Raw genomic sequence first — 18,146 nt, forward strand, 5'->3', positions numbered from 1 at the left:
CCGAAGAGCGGTCATTCCATGAAGTTGTTTACAGCCCCAGGAGGAGTGTCACTCCTCCCGGAATAACAACCTGCCATTCGTCAACGCCATCCTTCCAACCTGGGGAGAACCGCCGGAAATCAGGCTATCAGATTGCACACCGTCGCGTTGGAGTCATTCATCGCGCCAGTATGGGTGGGAACAGCTGAATTGGCGCGAGCCAACCAGACGGCGTTTGGTCCTCGATATCGTTCTTTGGACCTGCGGATCATTCGCGGTCATGTCGGGTACGACAGTGTAACCCTGATCGACAAGCTGCAGTTTCAGCTCCGCCAGGTGGCGCCTGAATCCGTTTTCAATGTAGCTGCGCGGATACCGCCATCCGTTCCTGCATGCTCGCACGAGAATGTCGGAATACAGTTCAGCGCTGGCAGCTTTCACCGTTTCTTCCGAAGTCAGTTTGCTGTCGGTTTGGGTACCTTCGGACAAGCATGGCCCCGCCGACACCAAAAGCACCAGTAGTACGGTCAAGACAGGCAACTTTGTCATGGAGCCCTCCGTGTTCTAAATCGACCAGGCCTGCCAAGCAACCTAACCTGCCCACCCGCAGAGACTAGGATGCTGACCCGTCGCATGGAATCGTGCAAATGCAGTGTTTTCGATATCGCATCTGTAGTATTTTCATCCTGATGTAAGGCCATCGGGTTCTGGCCACAGGTCGGCAGCAAGGAAAATGGAACGATGCTTCGCCCCGTAGGCAATCCTCTCGCCGGCTTATCGGATCGGGAGTTGATGGTCGCGGCAAAGTTTGCGGAGGGAATGACTTATCGCGAAATTGGCGAAACACTCTTCATAGCGCCTACCACCGTTCGGACCCATCTTTCGGCCATTTATCGGAAGCTCGATGTTCGCAGTAAAGTGGCGCTTGCTGGGTTACTTGCCGATCACCGCCAGCAGGACCGCAGCCATGCACCACCCGGAAGTCTTTCGACCGACGAGCCGGGTCCGCCGGTCCTCGCAGTTCTCCCGTTCGACAATCTAAGCGGAGAAGAACGCTGGACTCGTATCGCTGATGGTTTGTCGGCGGACCTCATAGTTGATCTCTCTCGCTACCGGGACCTTGCGGTGATCGCCCGCCAAACAATGCTTTCCTACAAGGGACGGCGTGTTGACGTGCGAGCTCTCGGACGAGAGTTGAATGCCGACTATGTGATCGAGGGAAGTTTTCAAGTGGACGGGCAGCGGGTGCGCATCCGCGTCCAACTCGTCGACGCCCACACAGGGGTCGATGTCTGGACGATGCGTTACGATCGTTCCGCGAACAACCTGTTTGCGATGCTGGACAGCGTGACCGAAAACGTCATCAATGTCCTTGCAACTTGCCACGGTCAGCTCGCCAATCTGCGACGCGATGCTGCTCGTCGGAAGGCTCCAGCAAGTTTGCAGGCCTATGACTGCTATCTGCTTGGGCTTGAGCAGAAGCACCTTTTCACCCGTGAGTCGAACAAGGAGGCGATACGGCTACTGGCGCGTGCGATCGAACTCGACCCGGGTCTAGCAAGAGCTTGGACCGCGCTGGCACTTGCGCATGCTGTGGAAGCCATCAACGGGTTTACCGACAACCTTTCCGGCTCGATCGAGAGCTGGAGCAAATGTGTCAAGCAAGCGCTGGCGCTCGATCCGGCCGACATTTACGCCCGCATAATGCTTGCCGATCTTCGGGCATTGCAGGGCGATGTCGAAGCTGCTGTCGAAGAACATGACCGAGTGTCGGTGGCTGCTCCAAATGACGCGGACTCACTTGCCTTTCTTGCGGGTAGCCTTGCTCTTGTTGGTAGCGACCCGAAGCGTGGCTACGAACTGGCCAAGCGAGCGGTCCGGCTAAATCCTTATGTTCCTTGGTATTATGGAATGCTTGCGCGATGCAGCTACGTTCTAGGCTTTTACCGTGAATCCCTGGTCGCGCTACGTCAATCTGCGCCAGATTCGCCCGCCACACTTCTGTTTGTGGCAATGGCTCATGCGATGCTCAATGAAACGCCTCAGGTCGCCAGGATCAATTCGCGACTGAAGGACGAGTTCCCGAATTTCACGGCTGAGGTGTTCATCAGAACCTATCCGGTTACCAATCCTGTCGCCACTGCTGCAATCAGAGAAGGCGCCCGTCGTGCGGGTTTGGCATAGCTTCTTCACTCCTGGTCACCTCAGAGGCGCATTGCTCCTCGGCAGCATTGGGGCCGGAAGCTGAATGGCAGCTTCAGCTCTGCAACTCCAAACAGCCGACGCTCAACGATGATCTACATCAGCTTGTAAGAGCCAAGCAACTCACCACTTGACGCGCAAGCCGAGCGAGCCGGTCAGTACATGACTGTCACCGAAGTCTTTGAGGCCCGTCCGGGCGATGGCTTCGCCGAAAGCCGAGAACCTGTCGTCGGCCCAGTTGATCGTGCCGCCAAAACCGAGGCCGCCCCAGAGTTGCTTCCTTCCCGGTGCACATCAAGCCGGCTCGTTGGCCGCTATCGCAAATTGTTGGATTCGTACGAAGCAGAGTTCTGTACGATTCCAACCCTTTAAATTTGTACACCCTGTTTTGTAATTCCGCGGCTGAGGGGACGCCGTGCATCAGTTTGCATTTCACTGTCAATCGCGCGCCAGAGGGCGTAAGTTCGCCAAATCGTCTGCACGTGTTTACGGGCGCGGACGGCAAGGAGATTGGAAAGCTCTTGCCCCAAGTGGGATTGAGCTATGACCAATCCACAGAACGATTCCTATAAAAACGAATTGCTGCGTCGGCTTAACCCTGGTGACCTGGCGCTTTTGCAGCCACATCTTGAGCCGTGTGCCCTCAAGCTGAAGATGACCTTAGAGAAAGCCGATTCAGAGATCGAGACGGTTTACTTCCTGGAGGACGGCATCGCTTCTGTGGTCGCGACGGCTTCAGGCAAGGAGGCCGAGGTTGGACTTGTCGGTTTTGAGGGAATGACCGGTGCCGCGCTCGTGATGGGCGCTGACTATGCCCCGCATGAATGTTACGTTCAGTCGCCCGGTAGCGCTTTCCGGATCGGAACCGAGCCCTTCAAGGATGCTCTTGCGAACAGCCCAACATTGCGCCTGTTCCTGTTACGCTATGTCCACTACTTCCACATTCAGACCAGCTATACGGCCCTGATCAACGCCAAATCAAACCTTGAAGAGCGTTTGGCGCGTTGGCTTCTGATGTGTGACGATCGGATCCACGGCGAACGCCTTGCGATCACCCATGAGTTTCTCGCCGTCATGCTTGGAGCAAGACGGCCAGGAGTTACCGTTGGGCTTCAAATGCTGGAAGGACGCGGGCTCATCTATTCTCGGCGGGGCGAAGTGCGTATTAGGGACCGCAGCGGCCTTGCGGCCTGCTCAAATGGCACCTACGGCAAGCCAGAGGCCGAATACGTACTGCTCGTTAAGACCATCGCATGCCGGACGTAAACCACTAAATAGCCATGACGAAGCTATCCGACCAGCACAGCGGCTAGCCTGCCGACGAGTCGCCGTAACACGCCTTATCCTCGAAGCCTCACGTAAGCTCTTGGAGAAAATTGCCAAGCACAATGACTCTACCCAACCGTAGGGAATGGCCGACGGACGCACACACAGGCCTTGGCTTCCGGGACCACACCTTAACTGCGCCTGGAAGAATGGCCATGTGTGTGTTAGGCGGCGGACCTGATGTCTGCTTGGCCAGCGCCGCACAGCCCAACAACTCCACATGCTGCCGGTACGCTCCCATGCCCTGCCGCGCGGCTACCTGTTACTCACCATCGAAAGTCGGCTCCCATTCGCGATTGCGCTTCCGTTGCTGACCCTCGTAATCGGGAATACATGTGAAGAACACCGGTCGATGGTCGCGACCCGCAGCCTTGCAATCCGAGCAGCCAAAAAGCCCGACCAGGTCCCAGTGCATCGATCCGTGATCTGGCCCGAGGCGATCTATCAGCGCATGGATGTCGAGCTTGATGGACTTGCAGCACATAGCATGCCCGCAATTTACATAGAGGCATTCGCGCGCGGCCAACGTATCGGCGAGGGTCTTCGTCATCCTTTGAAGCGCTCGGTATGCCAGGTGATCTTGCCGTCGATCTTCATCGGTTTGTGGATCAGCAGACGCTTCGGCAAGTGCTCTGGATGCACCTCCAGCAGCGTGATCTTGATCTGAGGTTGGCACCGGCTGCAATTGAACTTCAGCGTCTGCGGATCGACGCCGCCGCCGTAGACCATCATCAGGTCGGCCGATCGGCAGTAGCGGACATTGCCGCAGCTGCATTCCGCTTTCACAAGCATGTTGTGCCGGGTCGCTTTGCCCAGCGTGTCGATCGGTTCGTGTGCCATGAGAACAGAAAAGGAACATTTTCCTTGCCCGTCAAGTCTGACTGTGGAATCTTTCTGCCATGAGCGACGAACCAGCGAGACTAGCCGAAGGCATGACGCCGGCACAGCGCGACCACGTGAAGGTGCTTGGCCACACATGTGAGCGTAACGGTTGTGGCAAGGTCGCCGGCTGGGGCTTTGCCCGGCCGCGCAGGGAATCACATTGGTTCTGCTATGAGCACCGCGGCGACGGCGATCAGTATCTCTAGACGTCGAACAAATCGGTCGGCCCCAAACCGATCTCGTCGATGATGTCGGGCGTGTTGTTGCTTGGTTTCCCGACCTTGCTGTCGATCGGCCACATCTTCATGAGGTCGGATGGATAGGGCTTCATGAGGTCGCGAGGATCTGTTTCCGGCCCGAGCCAGCGCATGTAATCGGCCGGCGCCAGAATAACCGGCATGCGATCATGGATCGTCGCCATCAACGTATTTGGCTCGCAGGTGGCGACAGCGAAGGTCCGGATCAACTCGCCGGTCGCCTTGTCGGCATATTCTTCCCAGATTCCAGCCATGGCAAAAGGATCGTCATCCTTCATGGCGATAGCGTAAGCCTGTTTTTTCTTGCCCGAAGGGTCGAGCTTTTGCCATTCGAAATAGCCGTCGACAGGCACCAGGCAGCGGCGCGCGGCATATGCCTTTCGGAACATGCCATTGCTGGCAATGGTCTCGTAGCGCGCATTGACAGGCGGCGGACGGCCGCCGCCATCGCGCGCCCAGCCGGGAACAAGTCCCCACTTCGCAGAAACGAAACCGGCCATGCTCGTGGAAAGCTCTTCGCGGCTAATGATTGGATAGGTCAGGCTGGGCGCACCGTTCCAGATCGGGAACCCGTTGCCCAAGCGCTCGATGTCGCCGGGGTGCGCGAACTCGAAGCGCCGCACCATGTCCGGGATTGTCGATTTTACGAAAACGCGTCCACACATTTTAGGGTCGTCTCATTGACAAGGATCGAGGCCTGCCCAAAATGGGAACAGAGTGAGAACGAGTCAAGGCTGTCGTAGTGATGCCTAAGAAGCAAAAGGACGTGATGCTGCCAGGGGTATCGGGCGTCACAATCGATATCGACGACCGCGACAATCCCAAGGTCTGCCTGGTCGGGCTGTTGACTGATGAGGGGAAGCGATCCTTCACATTAAACGAAAACGGTGCGCGGATGATGGTGAAGGCGATGCACTCGTTTCTCGATCTTCTCGACGGAACTACGTCCGAGACGATGCCCAAAGGCCCCGCCAACTGAGAATGCAGCGCATGATCAATCCACCCAGGAGACAGGACGAATATCAGGACCGGGCAATTGACTGCCAGGAGGCAATGGAGCCCGGATTTCAGGCGATTGTCGATTGCATGATAGAGGCGGGATGGACGCGGGGCGAGATATTGCGGGCATTGAAACGGCTCATCGCCGCCGACAACATGACGCAGAAAGAGAACGCCAGGACGGAAACGCAGCTCGCGATTGCGCGGGCCATGATGCGCGCCGGCAAGCCGCTCTAATGCTCGCTGACGCCGGCCTCATCGACTTCCGCTTCCATCTGCTCACTGACAGGCTTGACCTTGCCGGCGTCGGCCAAAGGATGGTCATCAAAACCCTGCAGCCAAGCGTCGGCCTGTTCTTCCCAATACTCCGGCACTGAGCGCTCCTTACCGTCCTTGCGCGCTTGGGAGCCATACATCCAGGCATAGGTGATGCGCTCCTGATCTTTCTTGGCGACCGCCATTATTCCTCCTCCCGGTAATCGAGCAGCTTCGCGTGGCGTAGTTGCTCCTCACCTTTCAGGAACTTCACGCGGCCGACAAGACCCGGCTTCAGCCATTCCGCCTTGTCTCTCTTCAGGCCTTTCGGCACAGGGCCGCCCACCTTGCCCTGCACGCGGTCCCAGAGGCGCTTGCGTTTGTCGAATTTGAAATTGACGTTGGCGGTGCCGAGATAGCGGCCGTTGTCAGCCATAAGAACCCTTGCCGCCTGGCCCGGATCACGCTGAACGCCGATGATGTCCATCTCCTTTTCATCGTAGCACTTGATTTTGCGCCAGTTCATCGTCGGGCCGCTGCGATAGAGACTGTCCCGGCGCTTCGAGACGATGCCTTCTTGTCCAGTCTGGGTCGGCAAGGTAGTAAACCGCGTCGCCCGTGCCGGGCATCGCCTCGCTGAATTGGATGCGGCCGCCGGCCTCGATCATTCCCTGCAGGATCTCGCGCCGATCCTCGAGCGGCATGCTGCGGAGGTCGTGGCCGTTTAGGTGCAGCAAATCGAAGGCGACGAGATAATAGTCCTGATAGGTCTCGCGGCTGCTGACCGCCGACTGCAGCGCATGGAAATCGGAGCGTCCAGCCTCATCAACCACGATGGCTTCACCCTCAATGATGAAGTCGTCGGCTTCAATCGCGGCGGCTTGGTCGGCAAGGATCTGGTAGCGTGCAGTCCAGTCGTACCCTCTCCTCGTCAGCACTCGGATGCCGTCTTCGTCCTTGATGATCTGCGTGCGATAGCCGTCGAACTTTATCTCGTGAATCCAGTCGTCACCCTCTGGCGGGTTATCGACAAGCTCCGGCTCCATCGGCTTGATGAACTTCAAACGCATCAACTGACCCACACCCGCGATTCAATCAGCTTTAGCTAAAATAGTTCCAAGAAGGATGAACAATGCGACCCGGTGCGCGTTGCGGATCAACAACCTCTAGGAGCAACACCAATGGCCGACGACAAGAGCAAGCGTGATTTCCGCGACCGCGACCGGGTATCAGGCGACGAAGAATATGAGGTCGGTTATCTCGCCAGCAAGTTTCAGCTTACGATCCCCGAGGTGCGTGAACTTATCAAAAAGCACGGCAACGACCGTGAGACGCTAGAACGAGAAGCAAAAGCGCTGGGCAGTAGATGACCAAGCTATCCGACCTTGGACCACCCATCCCCGGCAGGCAGCACGGCGGCGAGCCAGCCGACGAGCGGGAGAATTTCTACACCTGCCCCACGTGCGGCCAGCAGGTCGACATGCGCGACCTACGCCAAGTCGCTTGGCATGAATTGCCAGGGCACCAGCCCTTGGAACCGGCTCTTTCCACCGGCAGTAGCAGACGTCGGCAGTAGTCGGCACGATCAAGCAGCCGAAGGATCGAGTGAGTGACCGTGCCGACCATGCTGGGCACGAGGGTGGGCCTAATGACCAGGCCCCATATGATACTAGACAATGGCGTCGCTACAATTACGCCTGATGGCCTATGCCGGATAAAGCGGAAGTCGCATGCTCTTGCCGCTGTGCAATTACATGGAACTGGCCTCCAAGTGGCACATTAACCCTACGAGCGGTCGATTCCCAAGGATGTAGCCGCTTAACAGGTCCGCCGCCGGCGCCCCAATAGGCGGCGGACTTCTAATGACGCTCCTTCAAGAATCGGGCTTCACGAAGCAGCGAATTCCAGTCCGTGCCGATAAGCTTGATCAGAGCGCGCGCCTCAGGTTCTGAAATGCCGACTTCTTCAGACAAACGACGGGCAAGCAGTTGCTGATTGCCTTTGTCTACACGCCCATCGCCTTCCTTTTTCATCGGCTCCTCCTTTGGGAAGCCAACTCACGGCATGACCGTTCGTTTCATCGAATAAGAAAAAAGCCCGCCGCCCCATTCACGGCAGCGGCAGGCCGTCCCAGGGATAACGGGACTCGCTGGGGTGTTGGTTTTCCCCTGCTGTCGCGGGCGATGCAAAACAGGTGCCACTAGGGTGAACCAACATGGCACAGCTTGCAGGCGGCGATAACATATATGTCGACTAACTAATGTAATGGAACGGCCGTTGGACAAGCAGAGAACCAACTGGCACAGCTTGGACCTTCGCTGCGAAATGCAAGACTATAGTCCTGCTATCAACCCGCCGTGCCGGCCTAGCACGACGGGTTTTTCCAATGCGGCGACATCCTGAGAATCGACCGCTATGCATCAACCTGGGACAGGTCAGGTCAGCAGCCTTCCGTGGTCTTCTTCACCTGGCCAGGAGCAGCCGAGTTAGCATCGGTATCCTGTTGACCTGGCGCGGCCTGCTTGGCGCTACCAGTTTGTTGACCCGGAGCGCAGTCCTTGGCGGAGTTCGAGTTCGTTCCACTCGTGGTGGTCGAATCCGTGCCCTGATCGGTCGTAGTGCTCGGCATGGTCTTGGTTGTCGAGGTCGACGATCCGCCTGTGGTCGTGGTGGTCGATTGCGCAAAGGCGAGGCCAGTTGACAGTGCCATAATGGCTGAAGCGAAAAGAACCTGTTTCATGATCAACTCCATCTCGGAACGTCCCTTCGGTACCGAACTTCGCTGCGAAACGACGGTTCCCAGAAAAATGACTAATCAAGGCGCCCGCCCCGCTTGCGGAGCGATGAGGGGAGGCCAAGCGCGTCGCTGTCATAGAACGAGCGTCCTGAACATCGTCGAGTGAATGGGCTAAACAGCGCGGATCCACACAATTGCGCCGCTGCTATCGGTCTTTCGGGGGAGAGTTCACAGTGCACTGCCTGCGGATTATGGTGGATCTCTCACGCGAAGAAGCGAAGCTTGCCTAAAATTCTAAGCTCGGAGGCACCTCGCGTGTCCTGAATAGCCCGTACCTCGGTGCCGTAGTGGCGCTATGCCCGATGCGTTTTGGTGGGCAGCTCAAATTTCTGCAGAGTCGAGTAAACGACTATCATAGTTAATTGTGGCTGCCGGTGACCCTATGTAATCAGAAGCTCAATGTAGCTTTCCCAGGGAGGACGGTATGTTATATCCAGGTCGGTTTTTGGAGCCGAGCGATATTATGGTGCTTGCCCATGTTTGTCGGACGGTCTGCAAAGAGCGCGGTGTACGTGTTGCTTCGCAGGACGGTGAGCGCATAGCTGCACACGTACTCAGACTGTTTATGAACGGCTTGACTGGTGAGAATGAACTCCTCGATGTTGAGCGGAATTGGGCTCGACGGAGTGGCCTGTCTTTCCAGGAGTTTCCCGTCAACGACGCAGAAATGAGAGATGCCGCCTGATTCAGTTGATTGTTGCAGCCGAAGGCGCCCCACCTGCGATAGGTCGGGTGATCGGGAGCAAACCTTGCCTTTGAGAGTTGGTAGAGCCGTTTCAACGGGCGACTAATCGAATGCTTCTTTCCGCGAATAATGCGATCTCGACGGCCGTTTTGGCTGGCAGAGGCGTCAATGCGGAAGTGTTTGGTGTGGTCGACCTCTCCACTAAAACTGAGGCCAAAATCGGTCCCATCACCTTGGGTATGGCCATTCAGTTGGTGGCCAACGCTTCGGTGCTTGGATACGATGTTCGCGGAGCCATGATCTTCTATGGCGAACCGGGCACCCCGAGTCTAGGGCAAGAGAGTGCGAACGCTTGTGGGCGCAGTTTGGCGGCGCGCTTTGCGACCGTAACCCGACGATCTTTCGGATTACACATCTCGAAGGGGAGCATTCTCCGTCCGGGTAAATGTTTGGCAGATCACCGGCACGACCCTCAATCCGACCAGTGGCCCAGGCTCTCACAGGGCCGAACAAACCGCTAGGAGATACGAAATGCCGACCCTCCGCACGTGTGCTGGCACGATCAAGAGCGCCCAGCAATGCCCTCAAGCGCAAGGCGCAGATCTAAGGGATTGGCGCCCTTCAGAACCTGCTTTGTACGTTTCCGGCCCTTGCCTTTTTCGGAAAGTGCACCACAGAATGGGTCATTGAGGTTCTGTCTCTCTGGGAGGATGGGATGGACATTCAAGCACCTGTTTGGCCTGCGCAGCTAGCGGCCAAGGAGCTGGTTCGCGAGGCCCTGTTGGGCTATCTACCGGGCGACATAATTTCCGTTAAGGCGACCATTGCATTGGTGCGCGAGCGCGGCCGTGACCTTCGTGAAACCGACTGCCAACTAGTCGAAATGATCGTCAATACAGCCTCCATTTGGCAGCTATTCGTCGCGTTCGACGTGCGCGAACCCTGATGCCCCATCGTTGGTTCAACCCGCCTGTCTACGTCAAAACCGACCGACCGGGATTCCGCCTTGGGATCAGCCGTATCGGCACTGCCGCCGAGGAACTATTGAAGTGGTCCAACCGTGGCCCAAAGTGGCGGTCGGCGGCGGAGGCATGTCTGTCTGCGATGGATGGCAAATGCCGATTGGTGACTTCCGGCTACTGTTCGAGGCTGCGGCCGACCAAGAGGAGATGCTGCTGCCGGATTAACAACGTTATGCGGGTCTGGTAGCTATGGCGGCGGCGAATTGACCAGCGCCTTTAAGGCTTCGGGTTCGCCCTTAGCACGGCCCGCTCAGCCTCTCCACCATGTCAGGTGGCGCCCGCAGAACGGTGACTTTGCGGAATTTCGACGCTATCAGGCGCTCCTAGGCAGTCGTACTTAGAGGTTACCTGGGGCGGCCCTTCGCTTCAGGTCGACAAGATTCAGAACGCTGACGAGATCGCGGGAATACTCCTCGTCAAGATACTCCGCCGGAGCGCCCCACGCGTCTGCTGGCTGCCCAGTGAACACGTCAAACACCGTCCAGGTTTCGTCGGGCTCCTTCCTGAGGTCGTATCTTTGAGAAGTCATGCCTTCGCTATTTTATGTCTGCGGTCGGGTTCGTCAAGCTGTGACCGGCGGATCGCGAAGGGCTTGGCTGAACGGATTATGAGCGAGCCAGCAGGCTCAGAAATCGGCACCTGTTTGCGCAGCCCTTTGGTGCAGATAGGTAGAGTCAAAATCTGCAGCGCGGACGAGCCCTGCCCAGTCGGTCGCATGAAAACGCGAGCCAACGGTGGATATCAGACCGTCGCGTCTAAGTTCCTGAAGCACCCGGTTCACGTGCACGGTGGAAAGCCCAAGTGCGTCGCCAAGTGCAGCCTGCGTGATCGGAAGGTGGGCCACACGATCCTCAATGCGGCCCACGGAGTGCAGGCGGACTATCAGTTCGCAAAGAAGGTGAGCCATACGAGCATAGGCGTCGCGTCTCCCGACGTTGGTGACCCACTCTCGATAAATCGCCGCATCGATCACCGTCGAGCGCCAAAACACTCTCGTTATCGAAGGGTGCTGGTCGCAAATATCGTGAAGAGCGTCATGCCGCATGAAGCCCACCCGCGTCGGCATGAAAGGTGTGAAAGTGGAATCCATGACCGACAAATGCAAACCATGCAGGTCGGGAATGTCGCCCGGAACAAAAAAGGAGGAAATCTGACGCTTGCCGTCGCCGGTTAGTTTGGTCGAGCCTATCAAGCCGTCCAGAACGACGAAGGAAAGGGTCGGTTTGTCGCCCTCGCGCAGAATGTCTTCGTTGGCATGATATTCCTTCTCCTGAATCGAGATGTTCCCCAAGAGCGCAATATCTGACGGTGCGAGTTCCGAGATGGTCTGGAGCTTGCGGATTAAAATGTTCGAAGAGGGAGCCTGTGCCATCAAGAACCTGTTTGGGGTTGGCCCTAACTTGCTGGGGGCGCTAATGTTCTCGAGGGCGGCATGGTTGGTGACCTTAGATTGTGCTTGATGCCTTTGGCCTCCCGCATCAGGGAGGACCAATTCGCTCCTAGAAGCGATATCAACTCCAGGGCTTGCGCCTCTGTGATGTCTGTCTCTCCGATAAGCCTTGGGACAAGGCGACGCTCGAGTCAGACCTCAAATCGTGCTCCCCTATGACCTACCACTCAGAACCCTCCAAACTATAACATATGTTTATAAGTTCCTATCTAAATGACTGTTTTGCGTGAGGCTCCTCCCTTTCGGCTGCGCCCTCCGAGTCCCAGCCCGCTTTCGCCGCATTAACATATGTTATTGTCTAAGGAGCATTTTCGGGCCTGCGGCCGTTGAATTGCCGAGGAATACTCAGGGAGGCATACCTTTCAATGCCGTCGGTTTCCGTACTGGTTGTGGAGATGAAAGCATCATTCTCTTGGACATCGAAAGCTCCCTCCGGGAGGCCGGGTTTGAGGTGATTCCCGTCTCAAAGGGCCTTGAAGCCATTGCAATTTTGATCGTGAGCCGGAGCGAGTTGCGGCTCTGCTCACAGATATCAGGCTTGGAGACGGCCGAACCGGGTGGGATGTGGCCAGACACCTCCGAACCGTCAATCCCACTATGCCAGTGATATACATGAGCGGCGATGGCGCGGACGACTGGCCGTCGCTTGGAGTGCCCAACAGCCTGATGATCACCAAGCCGTTTGTTATGCCGCAGATCATTATCGGGCTGGCAACTCTCCTCAATCAAGAGAGCGTGAAGCAGCTACCTGCCTCAGAATAGCTGCGAGGTGGTAGCTGGTTAGTCATAGGGTCTTCGCGCAGCCGCGTCGGTCAGGCGTATCGGTACGGCCGTAGCTTTCATGGCCAACTCGAAGTCTATGCCAGGCTGTTCAGCAAATCCGAGCCAGGTCGGGCGCCCTGATAGTAGGCCAGCCGACCGACACTGCGATGCATTGCCAAGGCCTCCCGAAATGTGCGGCACATTCGAACGGCAAGCCAAAGATCGCCTTCGTCCATGTGGCCTTCTTGAAAGTGACGGATCACCGCCGGAGCGATGTGCTCTGCTTCTTCGCTCGTATGGTCGAAATTTCGCTCGGAACAAAGCCGCTCGAAGACCCGTTTGCAGGTCTGCAAATCATCGGGGGAAAGGTTTGGGTGATCGAGTCGGTTCAACATCAAGCGCCTCAAAACGCAACGTGCAAGAACGTTCCCTCAGAACCGATTTAGAGATTGCAAGGGGCGCGAGTCAATGAATGGTTAAGGACGTACATTTCGGGTTTTGTCTCGGTTTGAAATACAGAAAATCGACGGCGGCGTTGCGGGCGTCTCAAAACCCCGAACGCTTCGAAGGTCGTAACTGATGGTGTGGGCGCCCGAAAACAATGGCAACGAACCCTCCGGGTGCAGATCGCGGCGGCTGTCCTGACCGTAGCCTTTCGCGCTCTGCTACAAGCTGCGATCATTGAGCCGACAACCTCAGTATCTCGGATCGTCTAGCGGCATCGGCGTGCTACATCGTCCGTTCGCTTTAATGTCCGCTCCTCGGATGCGGCCGGGTTCTGCTCAACGTCGTTATGTGGGCGCAAAGCTGACATTTCGCGAAAGCGCCCAGATTTTGGAGCAGGACTTCAAAATTTGCCGATATAGAACCTTCCCGTAGGCTTGTCGTCTTTCATCCAGATCAGCGCCTGCGTCATGGAATCGACTTGGTCGTCGTGCCTGCCATGCGGAAATGCGAGCACCTCAAGCAGGAAGTCATCTCTCCAATGTGCGTCTTTCGGAAGATTGACGTTGCCGTTTTCGATCATCGCGGCAACGCGTGACAGCCGACTTTCCTTGTCGGTTCTGGCTTTTACCGGCGTCGTGCTGATGTCTTGGCTTTCCAAGTCGGCGATGAGGCTTGAGCCAGAGCCGGCATCTTCAATGAGGATGATGTCAGGGTCGTGCTCCAAAAGGGAGTTTTTGACGGACTTGATGAGGTCTGGATAAGCTGCCCTGACGCGCACGAGATCAAGGAGATAATAGTTGTTGTCATCCTTGGCCCATGTCGTTCCGACGGAGTAATCGCTGGAGGGGTCGCCCTTAAGGGCGGTGTCCCAGCTTTGAACGATGGTCATCGACCGACGGTCGAACTGATGCGGATCGTAGTCGCGAAACCACACCCTCTTGACCATGTTGCCGTCCGGTGGGGCAGGGGATTGTTGGTACTGCGCGGAAAAGTTGAGCGATCCTAATAGGCGCTTTAGACCGTCCAGTTCCGCGTGTCCCAGACGCGCGGGGTGGAGCAAGTCGCCAAACTTGCGATCGTGCCAGCGATTTACACTTGTCTGGACGCGTTCGTCCTGCTCGGCAATCGCCGACAGGTTCAAATGCTCCCAGCCGCCAGTCTCCAGAAGCACGCCTGCCAGGTCGTCGACATGCAATCTTTGCATGACAAGGACGACGGCACCGGCAGCGGGATTGTCGAAGCGCGACATCAATGTCGTGCGAACCCAGTCGGCGCACCTATTGCGAGCCGATTCCGAATGCGCTTCATCTGCCTTCAAGGGGTCATCGATAATGATGATGTCGCCACCGCGGCCGGTTAGCTGACCACCGGTCGAGGTCGCCAGGCGCCCACCGCCGAGCGTGGTCTGCAGCTCATTTTCAGTGTTCTTGCGCGGGCTAACCTTGAAGGTCGGAAACATCGACCGGTACCAGGCGGTGTTGACGACTGTTCGAAAGTCGTTGGCGTGCTTGACCGCAAGAGGTTGAGCATAAGAGACGCAGATCATTTTCTTCGACGGATCGCGGCCAAGAATCCATGCCGGGAACGCGACCGAGCTGGTGACCGACTTCAACGATCGCGGTGGCATCGTAATGATCAAGCGCTTGCACTTGCCCGCTGAGACGCGCTCGAGCTGATGCGCAATCGCTCGGATGTGCCAGTTGGGCAAATACTTGGCACCTGGATCGACAGCGGAGAAAGCCAGCGCCACGAAGGTCGCCAAGTCATCGCGGGCCGCGCCCAACAGCAGCTGAAGGGCAGTCGGTGCAACGGGCGAGGAGGATGGTCGGCCCGGTAGGGGGAGTGGAGCGTTCATTCCTCGTCTCCCTCGTCGCCGGTCTTGGAACGGGTCTCGGTATCATTCTCTGGCGAGTCCTTGTGGTCGAGATAATCCCGCATCATGTCGACCATTGTTTGCGGATCGAACACGTCGACCTCTGCATCGGGTTGCCGGCTTTCCTCAAGTTCGGCACAACGGGATGCGAGCTGAAGAGCATGGGCCGCCGACCGGAAATCGCCTGAAAGCGCATTGTTGCGCATTTTGAGGAGGATGGCCTCGAGTGCCGTCACCGTCGTCGTCCTGCCATTCTGCTGGATTTGGATCGGCCCAAAGAGCGTCTCACGTACAATAGTGTTCATGTTTTTTTTGCCTTTCGGTCGCCCTTTCGGATTGCCTGACATTCCTTTCTGGAACCGGGTTTCAGTTGGAGGCTTGCCGTAGCCTATCGAGTAGTCGGCAGGTTTCTTTCTCCGTGTCACAGCAGGCCTCCCACAGTTTCAGGCGCCGGGGTCGCGGACGCTGTTTTGGCGCGTGCGTCGGAAGATTCGAGGCTTCCACGCTGCTCGCACAGTTCCTCGAACGTCTCGCCCGTGGTGGCGAGCGTTGCCTGCTTGCCCGTATGCCTTTCGAAGCGGCGGATGATCAGATCGCAATAGTGAGGATCGATCTCGATAAGGCGTGCATGGCGCCCTGTCTTGTGCGACGCGAGTAGCGTGGTCCCCGAGCCGCCAAATGGGTCCAGCACGACGTCGCCGCGGCGGCTGACGTCCAGCAGTGCGTCGGCAACCAGAGCGACAGGTTTGACGGTCGGATGGGCTTCGAGCTCTTCCATCCGCGTCGTGCCAAAGCTGTTGGCGCCGCGGTAGGTCCAGACATTGCTGCGGTGACGTCCGTGTTTGCCGAGTTCGACGTTGTTGCGATGCGGCTCTTTCCCGTTTTTGAACACCAGCACCAGCTCGTGCTGAGAGCGGTAGAGGCTGCCCATGCCGGCATTAGTCTTATTCCAGACGCACAGATTGAGCAGATCGCCGAACGTCTGTTTACCCGCCAATGTGGTCTCTGCGATATGACGCCAATCCATGCACACGAAGGCGATAGCGCCCGGCTTGCTCGACCCAGCAATCAGTGAGAACGACTGTTCCAGGAACCTTGCGAACTCATCGTCGGACATCTCGCCGGATGCCATTGCAAATTCCCGGTGGCTTGTCTTGCCAAGACCACTGACGTGTCCGCCGATCGGAACATTGTAGGGCGGGTCTGTAAAACAGACGGATGCCTTCTCGCCCTGCATCAGCATATCGAAATGCTCTGCCGAAAGCGCGTTGCCGCAAAGCAGTCGATGATCGCCAAGTAGGAATAGATCGCCAGGCCGTGTTACTGCTGGCCCCGCCGATTGCTCCAGATGTTCCGCTTCGTCCCCTTCGGCTTCATCATCCTGATTGTCCGGCGAGAACTCGCTGATGATCAGATCGACCTCTGGGATGTCGAAGCCGGTGAGGCTCACATCGAAGTCGAGATCGACCAGCGCCTGCAACTCGATGGCCAGGATCTGCTTGTCCCAGCCGGCCTTCTCGGCGATCCGATTATCGGCGAGGATGTAAGCGCGCTTCTGCGCCTCACTGAGATGGTTGATCGAGAGGGTTGGAACGTTCTTCCATCCCAGCAGGCGCGCTGCTGAGAGTCGGCCATGGCCGGCAAGGACGTTGTTCTTCTCGTCGACCAGGACCGGATTGGTGAAGCCGAATTTTTCGATGCTGTCGGCAATTTGTCGGATTTGTTTCTTGGAATGGGTGCGAGCGTTGTTGCGGTAAGGGGTGAGTGCGTGGATCGAAACTGTGGTGATGTTGGTGGCCATGAGATCCTCTGAATGCCAGCCCAGGAACGACCGACATCGGTATGTTCCTGAGAATTACCCAGAGAATAGCGACCATTGACTTGGCGCAAAATACCAAATCTTCGGATCCATCGAACGAAACTTGAACTAAATGCATTTTTCTTTGTGTTATCACGACTTGAGATTGCAACAAAATATTTTGTCGCTCGGCAAAAGTGATGCCGAAGGCCGACAAAATATTTTGTTGGCCTTTATCTAGGCCGAACCAATACATGCTTTTTCAGCGACCTCAGCGTCGCAAGCTGATTCGCAAAATGCTGAGCTAAAGGGCCTCCTGTTTGAGCCGCAGAGCCAATGCCTTGGCCTCTTCCGGCGTCAGTTGATTGAGAGCCACACGAAGCGCTTCACACAGTTCGTCGAGAATTGGGTCATTGTCTTCTGATCCGGTATGGCGATGGGCGCGTTGCTGGAAGAACAGGCTGAGCCAAAGGTCGAGCGCGCTGCCTTGCCATTTGCCCGTCTTGCGAGCTTGCCCCGACATTGCGATGGCAAGGCCGGCTAGAGCGTCCATTCCTCCGGCGACCTCGTACCCGTTGAGGAAATGGGCGAAGCGGCCGGATTGATCCCACTTAAGGGGCGCGGGCATGGTTGAGAAGTCGCCCTCCAGGGCCAGCCGTTCCCATTTGAGCAGCCTTGTCATTCGGCAGCCTCCGCCATCAGGCTGAGCCTTGGGCGGATCAACGAAACAAAGCGATTAGCCGCATGGCAGAGCCAGTCGAGCTGCTGGCCTTCGTCTGCGAAGTCTGACCTTGGCCTAAACACGCCCAACTCCGCATGAAATGGCCTGTCCGATTTCAGCCGCGCGACCAAATCAAGGCCGGTTTCTCCGCGCAATTCTGCAATGTCGTTGTGGAATTCATCAAAGAGAGCCTGACCATCCTCTTCGCGGAAGGTCAGGAACAGGCCGACTTCGGCTCTGCTGCCAGTCGACCGAAAGGCAGTCAGCCATCCTAGCGGGTCGGGCAGGGGAACTCTCACCCAATTGTCGCCGCCGTGGCGTGGTGCCAGTTGGTCTGCGTGGTCGAACTGTACCTCATCAATGAACCGCTGCCAGAATGCACGGTTGATGCCCCGCCGGTTTACTCGGTCGGGATCGACAACATTCTCCATGGTGTCAGCGGGCGGGGCGCTGATAGGTTCTGGCGTTTCCAAATAGAGCGGCATACCGGCGAGGTCGACCAAAACTCTCTGCTGCAGGACTTCGGTCCGCAGCGGCACCGTAGGCATAACGATAATATTTCCAGAAGTCGTTTGCCAAATCTGGATTTCAAGTAGCGCGAGTTGGGCTAGAGCGTTTCATATTTTGACGGAAGCGTAGCCTGCGTTTTCGAAGTAGTTCTTGCATTCGGCTGCCTCGATGGTTTCGACGA

The 18,146-nt window shown here is 57.1% G+C and carries 23 protein-coding genes; 8 read left to right on the plus strand and 15 right to left on the minus strand.

What is annotated here, in order from left to right; all coding sequences use genetic code 11:
• Positions 1–153 precede the first annotated feature (153 nt).
• On the minus strand, positions 154–528 hold the full coding sequence (locus NKH97_RS31300) for a hypothetical protein (protein ID WP_031212655.1): 375 nt from the start codon (positions 526–528) through the stop codon (positions 154–156).
• 192 nt (positions 529–720) lie between these two features.
• On the opposite strand from NKH97_RS31300, the gene NKH97_RS31305 reads away from it, so the two are divergent.
• A complete protein-coding gene (locus tag NKH97_RS31305; RefSeq protein ID WP_031212654.1) occupies positions 721–2,163 on the plus strand; it encodes a LuxR C-terminal-related transcriptional regulator in 1,443 nt (480 codons plus the stop codon).
• 561 nt (positions 2,164–2,724) lie between these two features.
• Entirely contained in the window at positions 2,725–3,447 is a 723-nt protein-coding gene (locus tag NKH97_RS31310) for a Crp/Fnr family transcriptional regulator (RefSeq protein WP_023809623.1), read from the plus strand.
• Between the two features lie 606 nt (positions 3,448–4,053).
• Here the strand turns inward: NKH97_RS31310 and NKH97_RS31315 are convergent.
• The gene (locus tag NKH97_RS31315; RefSeq protein WP_245273113.1) at positions 4,054–4,239 is read right to left on the minus strand and encodes a hypothetical protein; all 186 of its coding nucleotides are present in this window, start codon (positions 4,237–4,239) and stop codon (positions 4,054–4,056) included.
• Positions 4,240–4,406: 167 nt separating this feature from the next.
• Between NKH97_RS31315 and NKH97_RS31320 the strand changes: the two genes are divergently transcribed.
• A complete protein-coding gene (locus tag NKH97_RS31320) occupies positions 4,407–4,595 on the plus strand; it encodes a hypothetical protein (protein ID WP_023809620.1) in 189 nt (62 codons plus the stop codon).
• Here the strand turns inward: NKH97_RS31320 and NKH97_RS31325 are convergent.
• The gene (locus tag NKH97_RS31325) at positions 4,592–5,311 is read right to left on the minus strand and encodes an SOS response-associated peptidase (RefSeq protein WP_023809619.1); all 720 of its coding nucleotides are present in this window, start codon (positions 5,309–5,311) and stop codon (positions 4,592–4,594) included. The genes NKH97_RS31320 and NKH97_RS31325 overlap by 4 nt on opposite strands.
• An 80-nt stretch (positions 5,312–5,391) precedes the next feature.
• Between NKH97_RS31325 and NKH97_RS31330 the strand changes: the two genes are divergently transcribed.
• Together NKH97_RS31330 and NKH97_RS31335 are read left to right on the plus strand one after the other, a co-directional pair.
• A complete protein-coding gene (locus NKH97_RS31330; RefSeq protein WP_023809618.1) occupies positions 5,392–5,625 on the plus strand; it encodes a hypothetical protein in 234 nt (77 codons plus the stop codon).
• 11 nt (positions 5,626–5,636) lie between these two features.
• Positions 5,637–5,882, plus strand: coding sequence for a hypothetical protein (locus NKH97_RS31335; protein ID WP_023809617.1), 246 nt, complete (start codon positions 5,637–5,639; stop codon positions 5,880–5,882).
• Here the strand turns inward: NKH97_RS31335 and NKH97_RS31340 are convergent.
• Genes NKH97_RS31340 through NKH97_RS31350 form a run of 3 tightly spaced genes read right to left on the minus strand, consistent with a single transcriptional unit; the run spans position 5,879 to position 6,970 of the window.
• Entirely contained in the window at positions 5,879–6,106 is a 228-nt protein-coding gene (locus NKH97_RS31340) for a hypothetical protein (protein WP_023809616.1), read from the minus strand. The genes NKH97_RS31335 and NKH97_RS31340 overlap by 4 nt on opposite strands.
• Positions 6,106–6,387 (minus strand): hypothetical protein, encoded by a 282-nt coding sequence (locus NKH97_RS31345; RefSeq protein ID WP_352555075.1) that lies wholly within the window; start codon positions 6,385–6,387, stop codon positions 6,106–6,108. The genes NKH97_RS31340 and NKH97_RS31345 overlap by 1 nt, the downstream gene beginning before the upstream one ends.
• A 7-nt stretch (positions 6,388–6,394) precedes the next feature.
• Positions 6,395–6,970 (minus strand): ATP-dependent DNA ligase, encoded by a 576-nt coding sequence (locus NKH97_RS31350; RefSeq protein ID WP_352799658.1) that lies wholly within the window; start codon positions 6,968–6,970, stop codon positions 6,395–6,397.
• A 111-nt stretch (positions 6,971–7,081) separates the two neighbouring features.
• On the opposite strand from NKH97_RS31350, the gene NKH97_RS31355 reads away from it, so the two are divergent.
• The gene (locus tag NKH97_RS31355) at positions 7,082–7,270 is read left to right on the plus strand and encodes a DUF3606 domain-containing protein (RefSeq protein ID WP_023809615.1); all 189 of its coding nucleotides are present in this window, start codon (positions 7,082–7,084) and stop codon (positions 7,268–7,270) included.
• A gap of 489 nt (positions 7,271–7,759) precedes the next feature.
• On the opposite strand, the gene NKH97_RS31360 is transcribed toward NKH97_RS31355, so the two are convergent.
• Complete coding sequence (locus NKH97_RS31360) at positions 7,760–7,933, minus strand: hypothetical protein (RefSeq protein WP_023809614.1); 174 nt, start codon at positions 7,931–7,933, stop codon at positions 7,760–7,762.
• A 407-nt stretch (positions 7,934–8,340) separates the two neighbouring features.
• Positions 8,341–8,640 carry a hypothetical protein gene (locus NKH97_RS31365; protein ID WP_352799660.1) on the minus strand — a complete coding sequence of 100 codons (300 nt, stop codon included), beginning with the start codon at positions 8,638–8,640 and terminating at the stop codon, positions 8,341–8,343.
• A 1,457-nt stretch (positions 8,641–10,097) separates the two neighbouring features.
• Between NKH97_RS31365 and NKH97_RS31370 the strand changes: the two genes are divergently transcribed.
• Positions 10,098–10,328, plus strand: coding sequence for a hypothetical protein (locus NKH97_RS31370; RefSeq protein ID WP_023809610.1), 231 nt, complete (start codon positions 10,098–10,100; stop codon positions 10,326–10,328).
• A 701-nt stretch (positions 10,329–11,029) separates the two neighbouring features.
• Here NKH97_RS31370 and NKH97_RS31375 read toward each other — a convergent pair.
• The gene (locus tag NKH97_RS31375) at positions 11,030–11,776 is read right to left on the minus strand and encodes a Crp/Fnr family transcriptional regulator (protein WP_023809607.1); all 747 of its coding nucleotides are present in this window, start codon (positions 11,774–11,776) and stop codon (positions 11,030–11,032) included.
• 690 nt (positions 11,777–12,466) lie between these two features.
• Here NKH97_RS31375 and NKH97_RS31380 point away from each other — a divergent pair.
• Positions 12,467–12,616, plus strand: coding sequence for a hypothetical protein (locus NKH97_RS31380; RefSeq protein ID WP_352443302.1), 150 nt, complete (start codon positions 12,467–12,469; stop codon positions 12,614–12,616).
• Between the two features lie 95 nt (positions 12,617–12,711).
• Here the strand turns inward: NKH97_RS31380 and NKH97_RS31385 are convergent, their stop codons facing one another.
• The 6 genes from NKH97_RS31385 to NKH97_RS31410 form a co-directional block, all read right to left on the minus strand.
• On the minus strand, positions 12,712–13,008 hold the full coding sequence (locus NKH97_RS31385; protein WP_352799663.1) for a hypothetical protein: 297 nt from the start codon (positions 13,006–13,008) through the stop codon (positions 12,712–12,714).
• A 455-nt stretch (positions 13,009–13,463) separates the two neighbouring features.
• A complete protein-coding gene (gene terL, locus NKH97_RS31390; RefSeq protein ID WP_127291963.1) occupies positions 13,464–14,918 on the minus strand; it encodes a phage terminase large subunit in 1,455 nt (484 codons plus the stop codon).
• The gene (locus NKH97_RS31395; protein ID WP_127291965.1) at positions 14,915–15,361 is read right to left on the minus strand and encodes a DUF5681 domain-containing protein; all 447 of its coding nucleotides are present in this window, start codon (positions 15,359–15,361) and stop codon (positions 14,915–14,917) included. Before NKH97_RS31395 ends, terL begins: the two co-directional genes overlap by 4 nt.
• A complete protein-coding gene (locus NKH97_RS31400) occupies positions 15,358–16,737 on the minus strand; it encodes a site-specific DNA-methyltransferase (RefSeq protein WP_352442492.1) in 1,380 nt (459 codons plus the stop codon). The genes NKH97_RS31395 and NKH97_RS31400 overlap by 4 nt, the downstream gene beginning before the upstream one ends.
• Before the next feature lie 301 nt (positions 16,738–17,038).
• Complete coding sequence (locus tag NKH97_RS31405; RefSeq protein ID WP_127291969.1) at positions 17,039–17,416, minus strand: hypothetical protein; 378 nt, start codon at positions 17,414–17,416, stop codon at positions 17,039–17,041.
• Positions 17,413–17,958 carry a hypothetical protein gene (locus NKH97_RS31410; RefSeq protein WP_352799666.1) on the minus strand — a complete coding sequence of 182 codons (546 nt, stop codon included), beginning with the start codon at positions 17,956–17,958 and terminating at the stop codon, positions 17,413–17,415. Before NKH97_RS31410 ends, NKH97_RS31405 begins: the two co-directional genes overlap by 4 nt.
• Between the last annotated feature and the right edge of the window lie 188 nt (positions 17,959–18,146).

It is taken from the genome of Mesorhizobium sp. M0870 (assembly GCF_040319775.1).
GTDB lineage: Bacteria > Pseudomonadota > Alphaproteobacteria > Rhizobiales > Rhizobiaceae > Mesorhizobium.

Bases quoted from the DNA above. Each gene is read 5' to 3' on its own strand.
- NKH97_RS31360 (WP_023809614.1), bottom strand. From the start codon at position 7,933: ATGAAAAAGGAAGGCGATGGGCGTGTAGACAAAGGCAATCAGCAACTG.
- NKH97_RS31400 (WP_352442492.1), bottom strand. From the start codon at position 16,737: ATGGCCACCAACATCACCACAGTTTCGATCCACGCACTCACCCCTTAC.
- NKH97_RS31375 (WP_023809607.1), bottom strand. From the start codon at position 11,776: ATGGCACAGGCTCCCTCTTCGAACATTTTAATCCGCAAGCTCCAGACC.
- NKH97_RS31365 (WP_352799660.1), bottom strand. From the start codon at position 8,640: ATGAAACAGGTTCTTTTCGCTTCAGCCATTATGGCACTGTCAACTGGC.
- NKH97_RS31355 (WP_023809615.1), top strand. From the start codon at position 7,082: ATGGCCGACGACAAGAGCAAGCGTGATTTCCGCGACCGCGACCGGGTA.
- NKH97_RS31350 (WP_352799658.1), bottom strand. From the start codon at position 6,970: ATGCGTTTGAAGTTCATCAAGCCGATGGAGCCGGAGCTTGTCGATAAC.
- NKH97_RS31315 (WP_245273113.1), bottom strand. From the start codon at position 4,239: ATGATGGTCTACGGCGGCGGCGTCGATCCGCAGACGCTGAAGTTCAAT.
- NKH97_RS31380 (WP_352443302.1), top strand. From the start codon at position 12,467: ATGAGCGGCGATGGCGCGGACGACTGGCCGTCGCTTGGAGTGCCCAAC.
- NKH97_RS31330 (WP_023809618.1), top strand. From the start codon at position 5,392: ATGCCTAAGAAGCAAAAGGACGTGATGCTGCCAGGGGTATCGGGCGTC.
- NKH97_RS31310 (WP_023809623.1), top strand. From the start codon at position 2,725: ATGACCAATCCACAGAACGATTCCTATAAAAACGAATTGCTGCGTCGG.
- terL (WP_127291963.1), bottom strand. From the start codon at position 14,918: ATGAACGCTCCACTCCCCCTACCGGGCCGACCATCCTCCTCGCCCGTT.
- NKH97_RS31370 (WP_023809610.1), top strand. From the start codon at position 10,098: ATGGACATTCAAGCACCTGTTTGGCCTGCGCAGCTAGCGGCCAAGGAG.
- NKH97_RS31345 (WP_352555075.1), bottom strand. From the start codon at position 6,387: ATGGACATCATCGGCGTTCAGCGTGATCCGGGCCAGGCGGCAAGGGTT.
- NKH97_RS31405 (WP_127291969.1), bottom strand. From the start codon at position 17,416: ATGACAAGGCTGCTCAAATGGGAACGGCTGGCCCTGGAGGGCGACTTC.
- NKH97_RS31305 (WP_031212654.1), top strand. From the start codon at position 721: ATGCTTCGCCCCGTAGGCAATCCTCTCGCCGGCTTATCGGATCGGGAG.
- NKH97_RS31335 (WP_023809617.1), top strand. From the start codon at position 5,637: ATGATCAATCCACCCAGGAGACAGGACGAATATCAGGACCGGGCAATT.
- NKH97_RS31320 (WP_023809620.1), top strand. From the start codon at position 4,407: ATGAGCGACGAACCAGCGAGACTAGCCGAAGGCATGACGCCGGCACAG.
- NKH97_RS31300 (WP_031212655.1), bottom strand. From the start codon at position 528: ATGACAAAGTTGCCTGTCTTGACCGTACTACTGGTGCTTTTGGTGTCG.
- NKH97_RS31340 (WP_023809616.1), bottom strand. From the start codon at position 6,106: ATGGCGGTCGCCAAGAAAGATCAGGAGCGCATCACCTATGCCTGGATG.
- NKH97_RS31325 (WP_023809619.1), bottom strand. From the start codon at position 5,311: ATGTGTGGACGCGTTTTCGTAAAATCGACAATCCCGGACATGGTGCGG.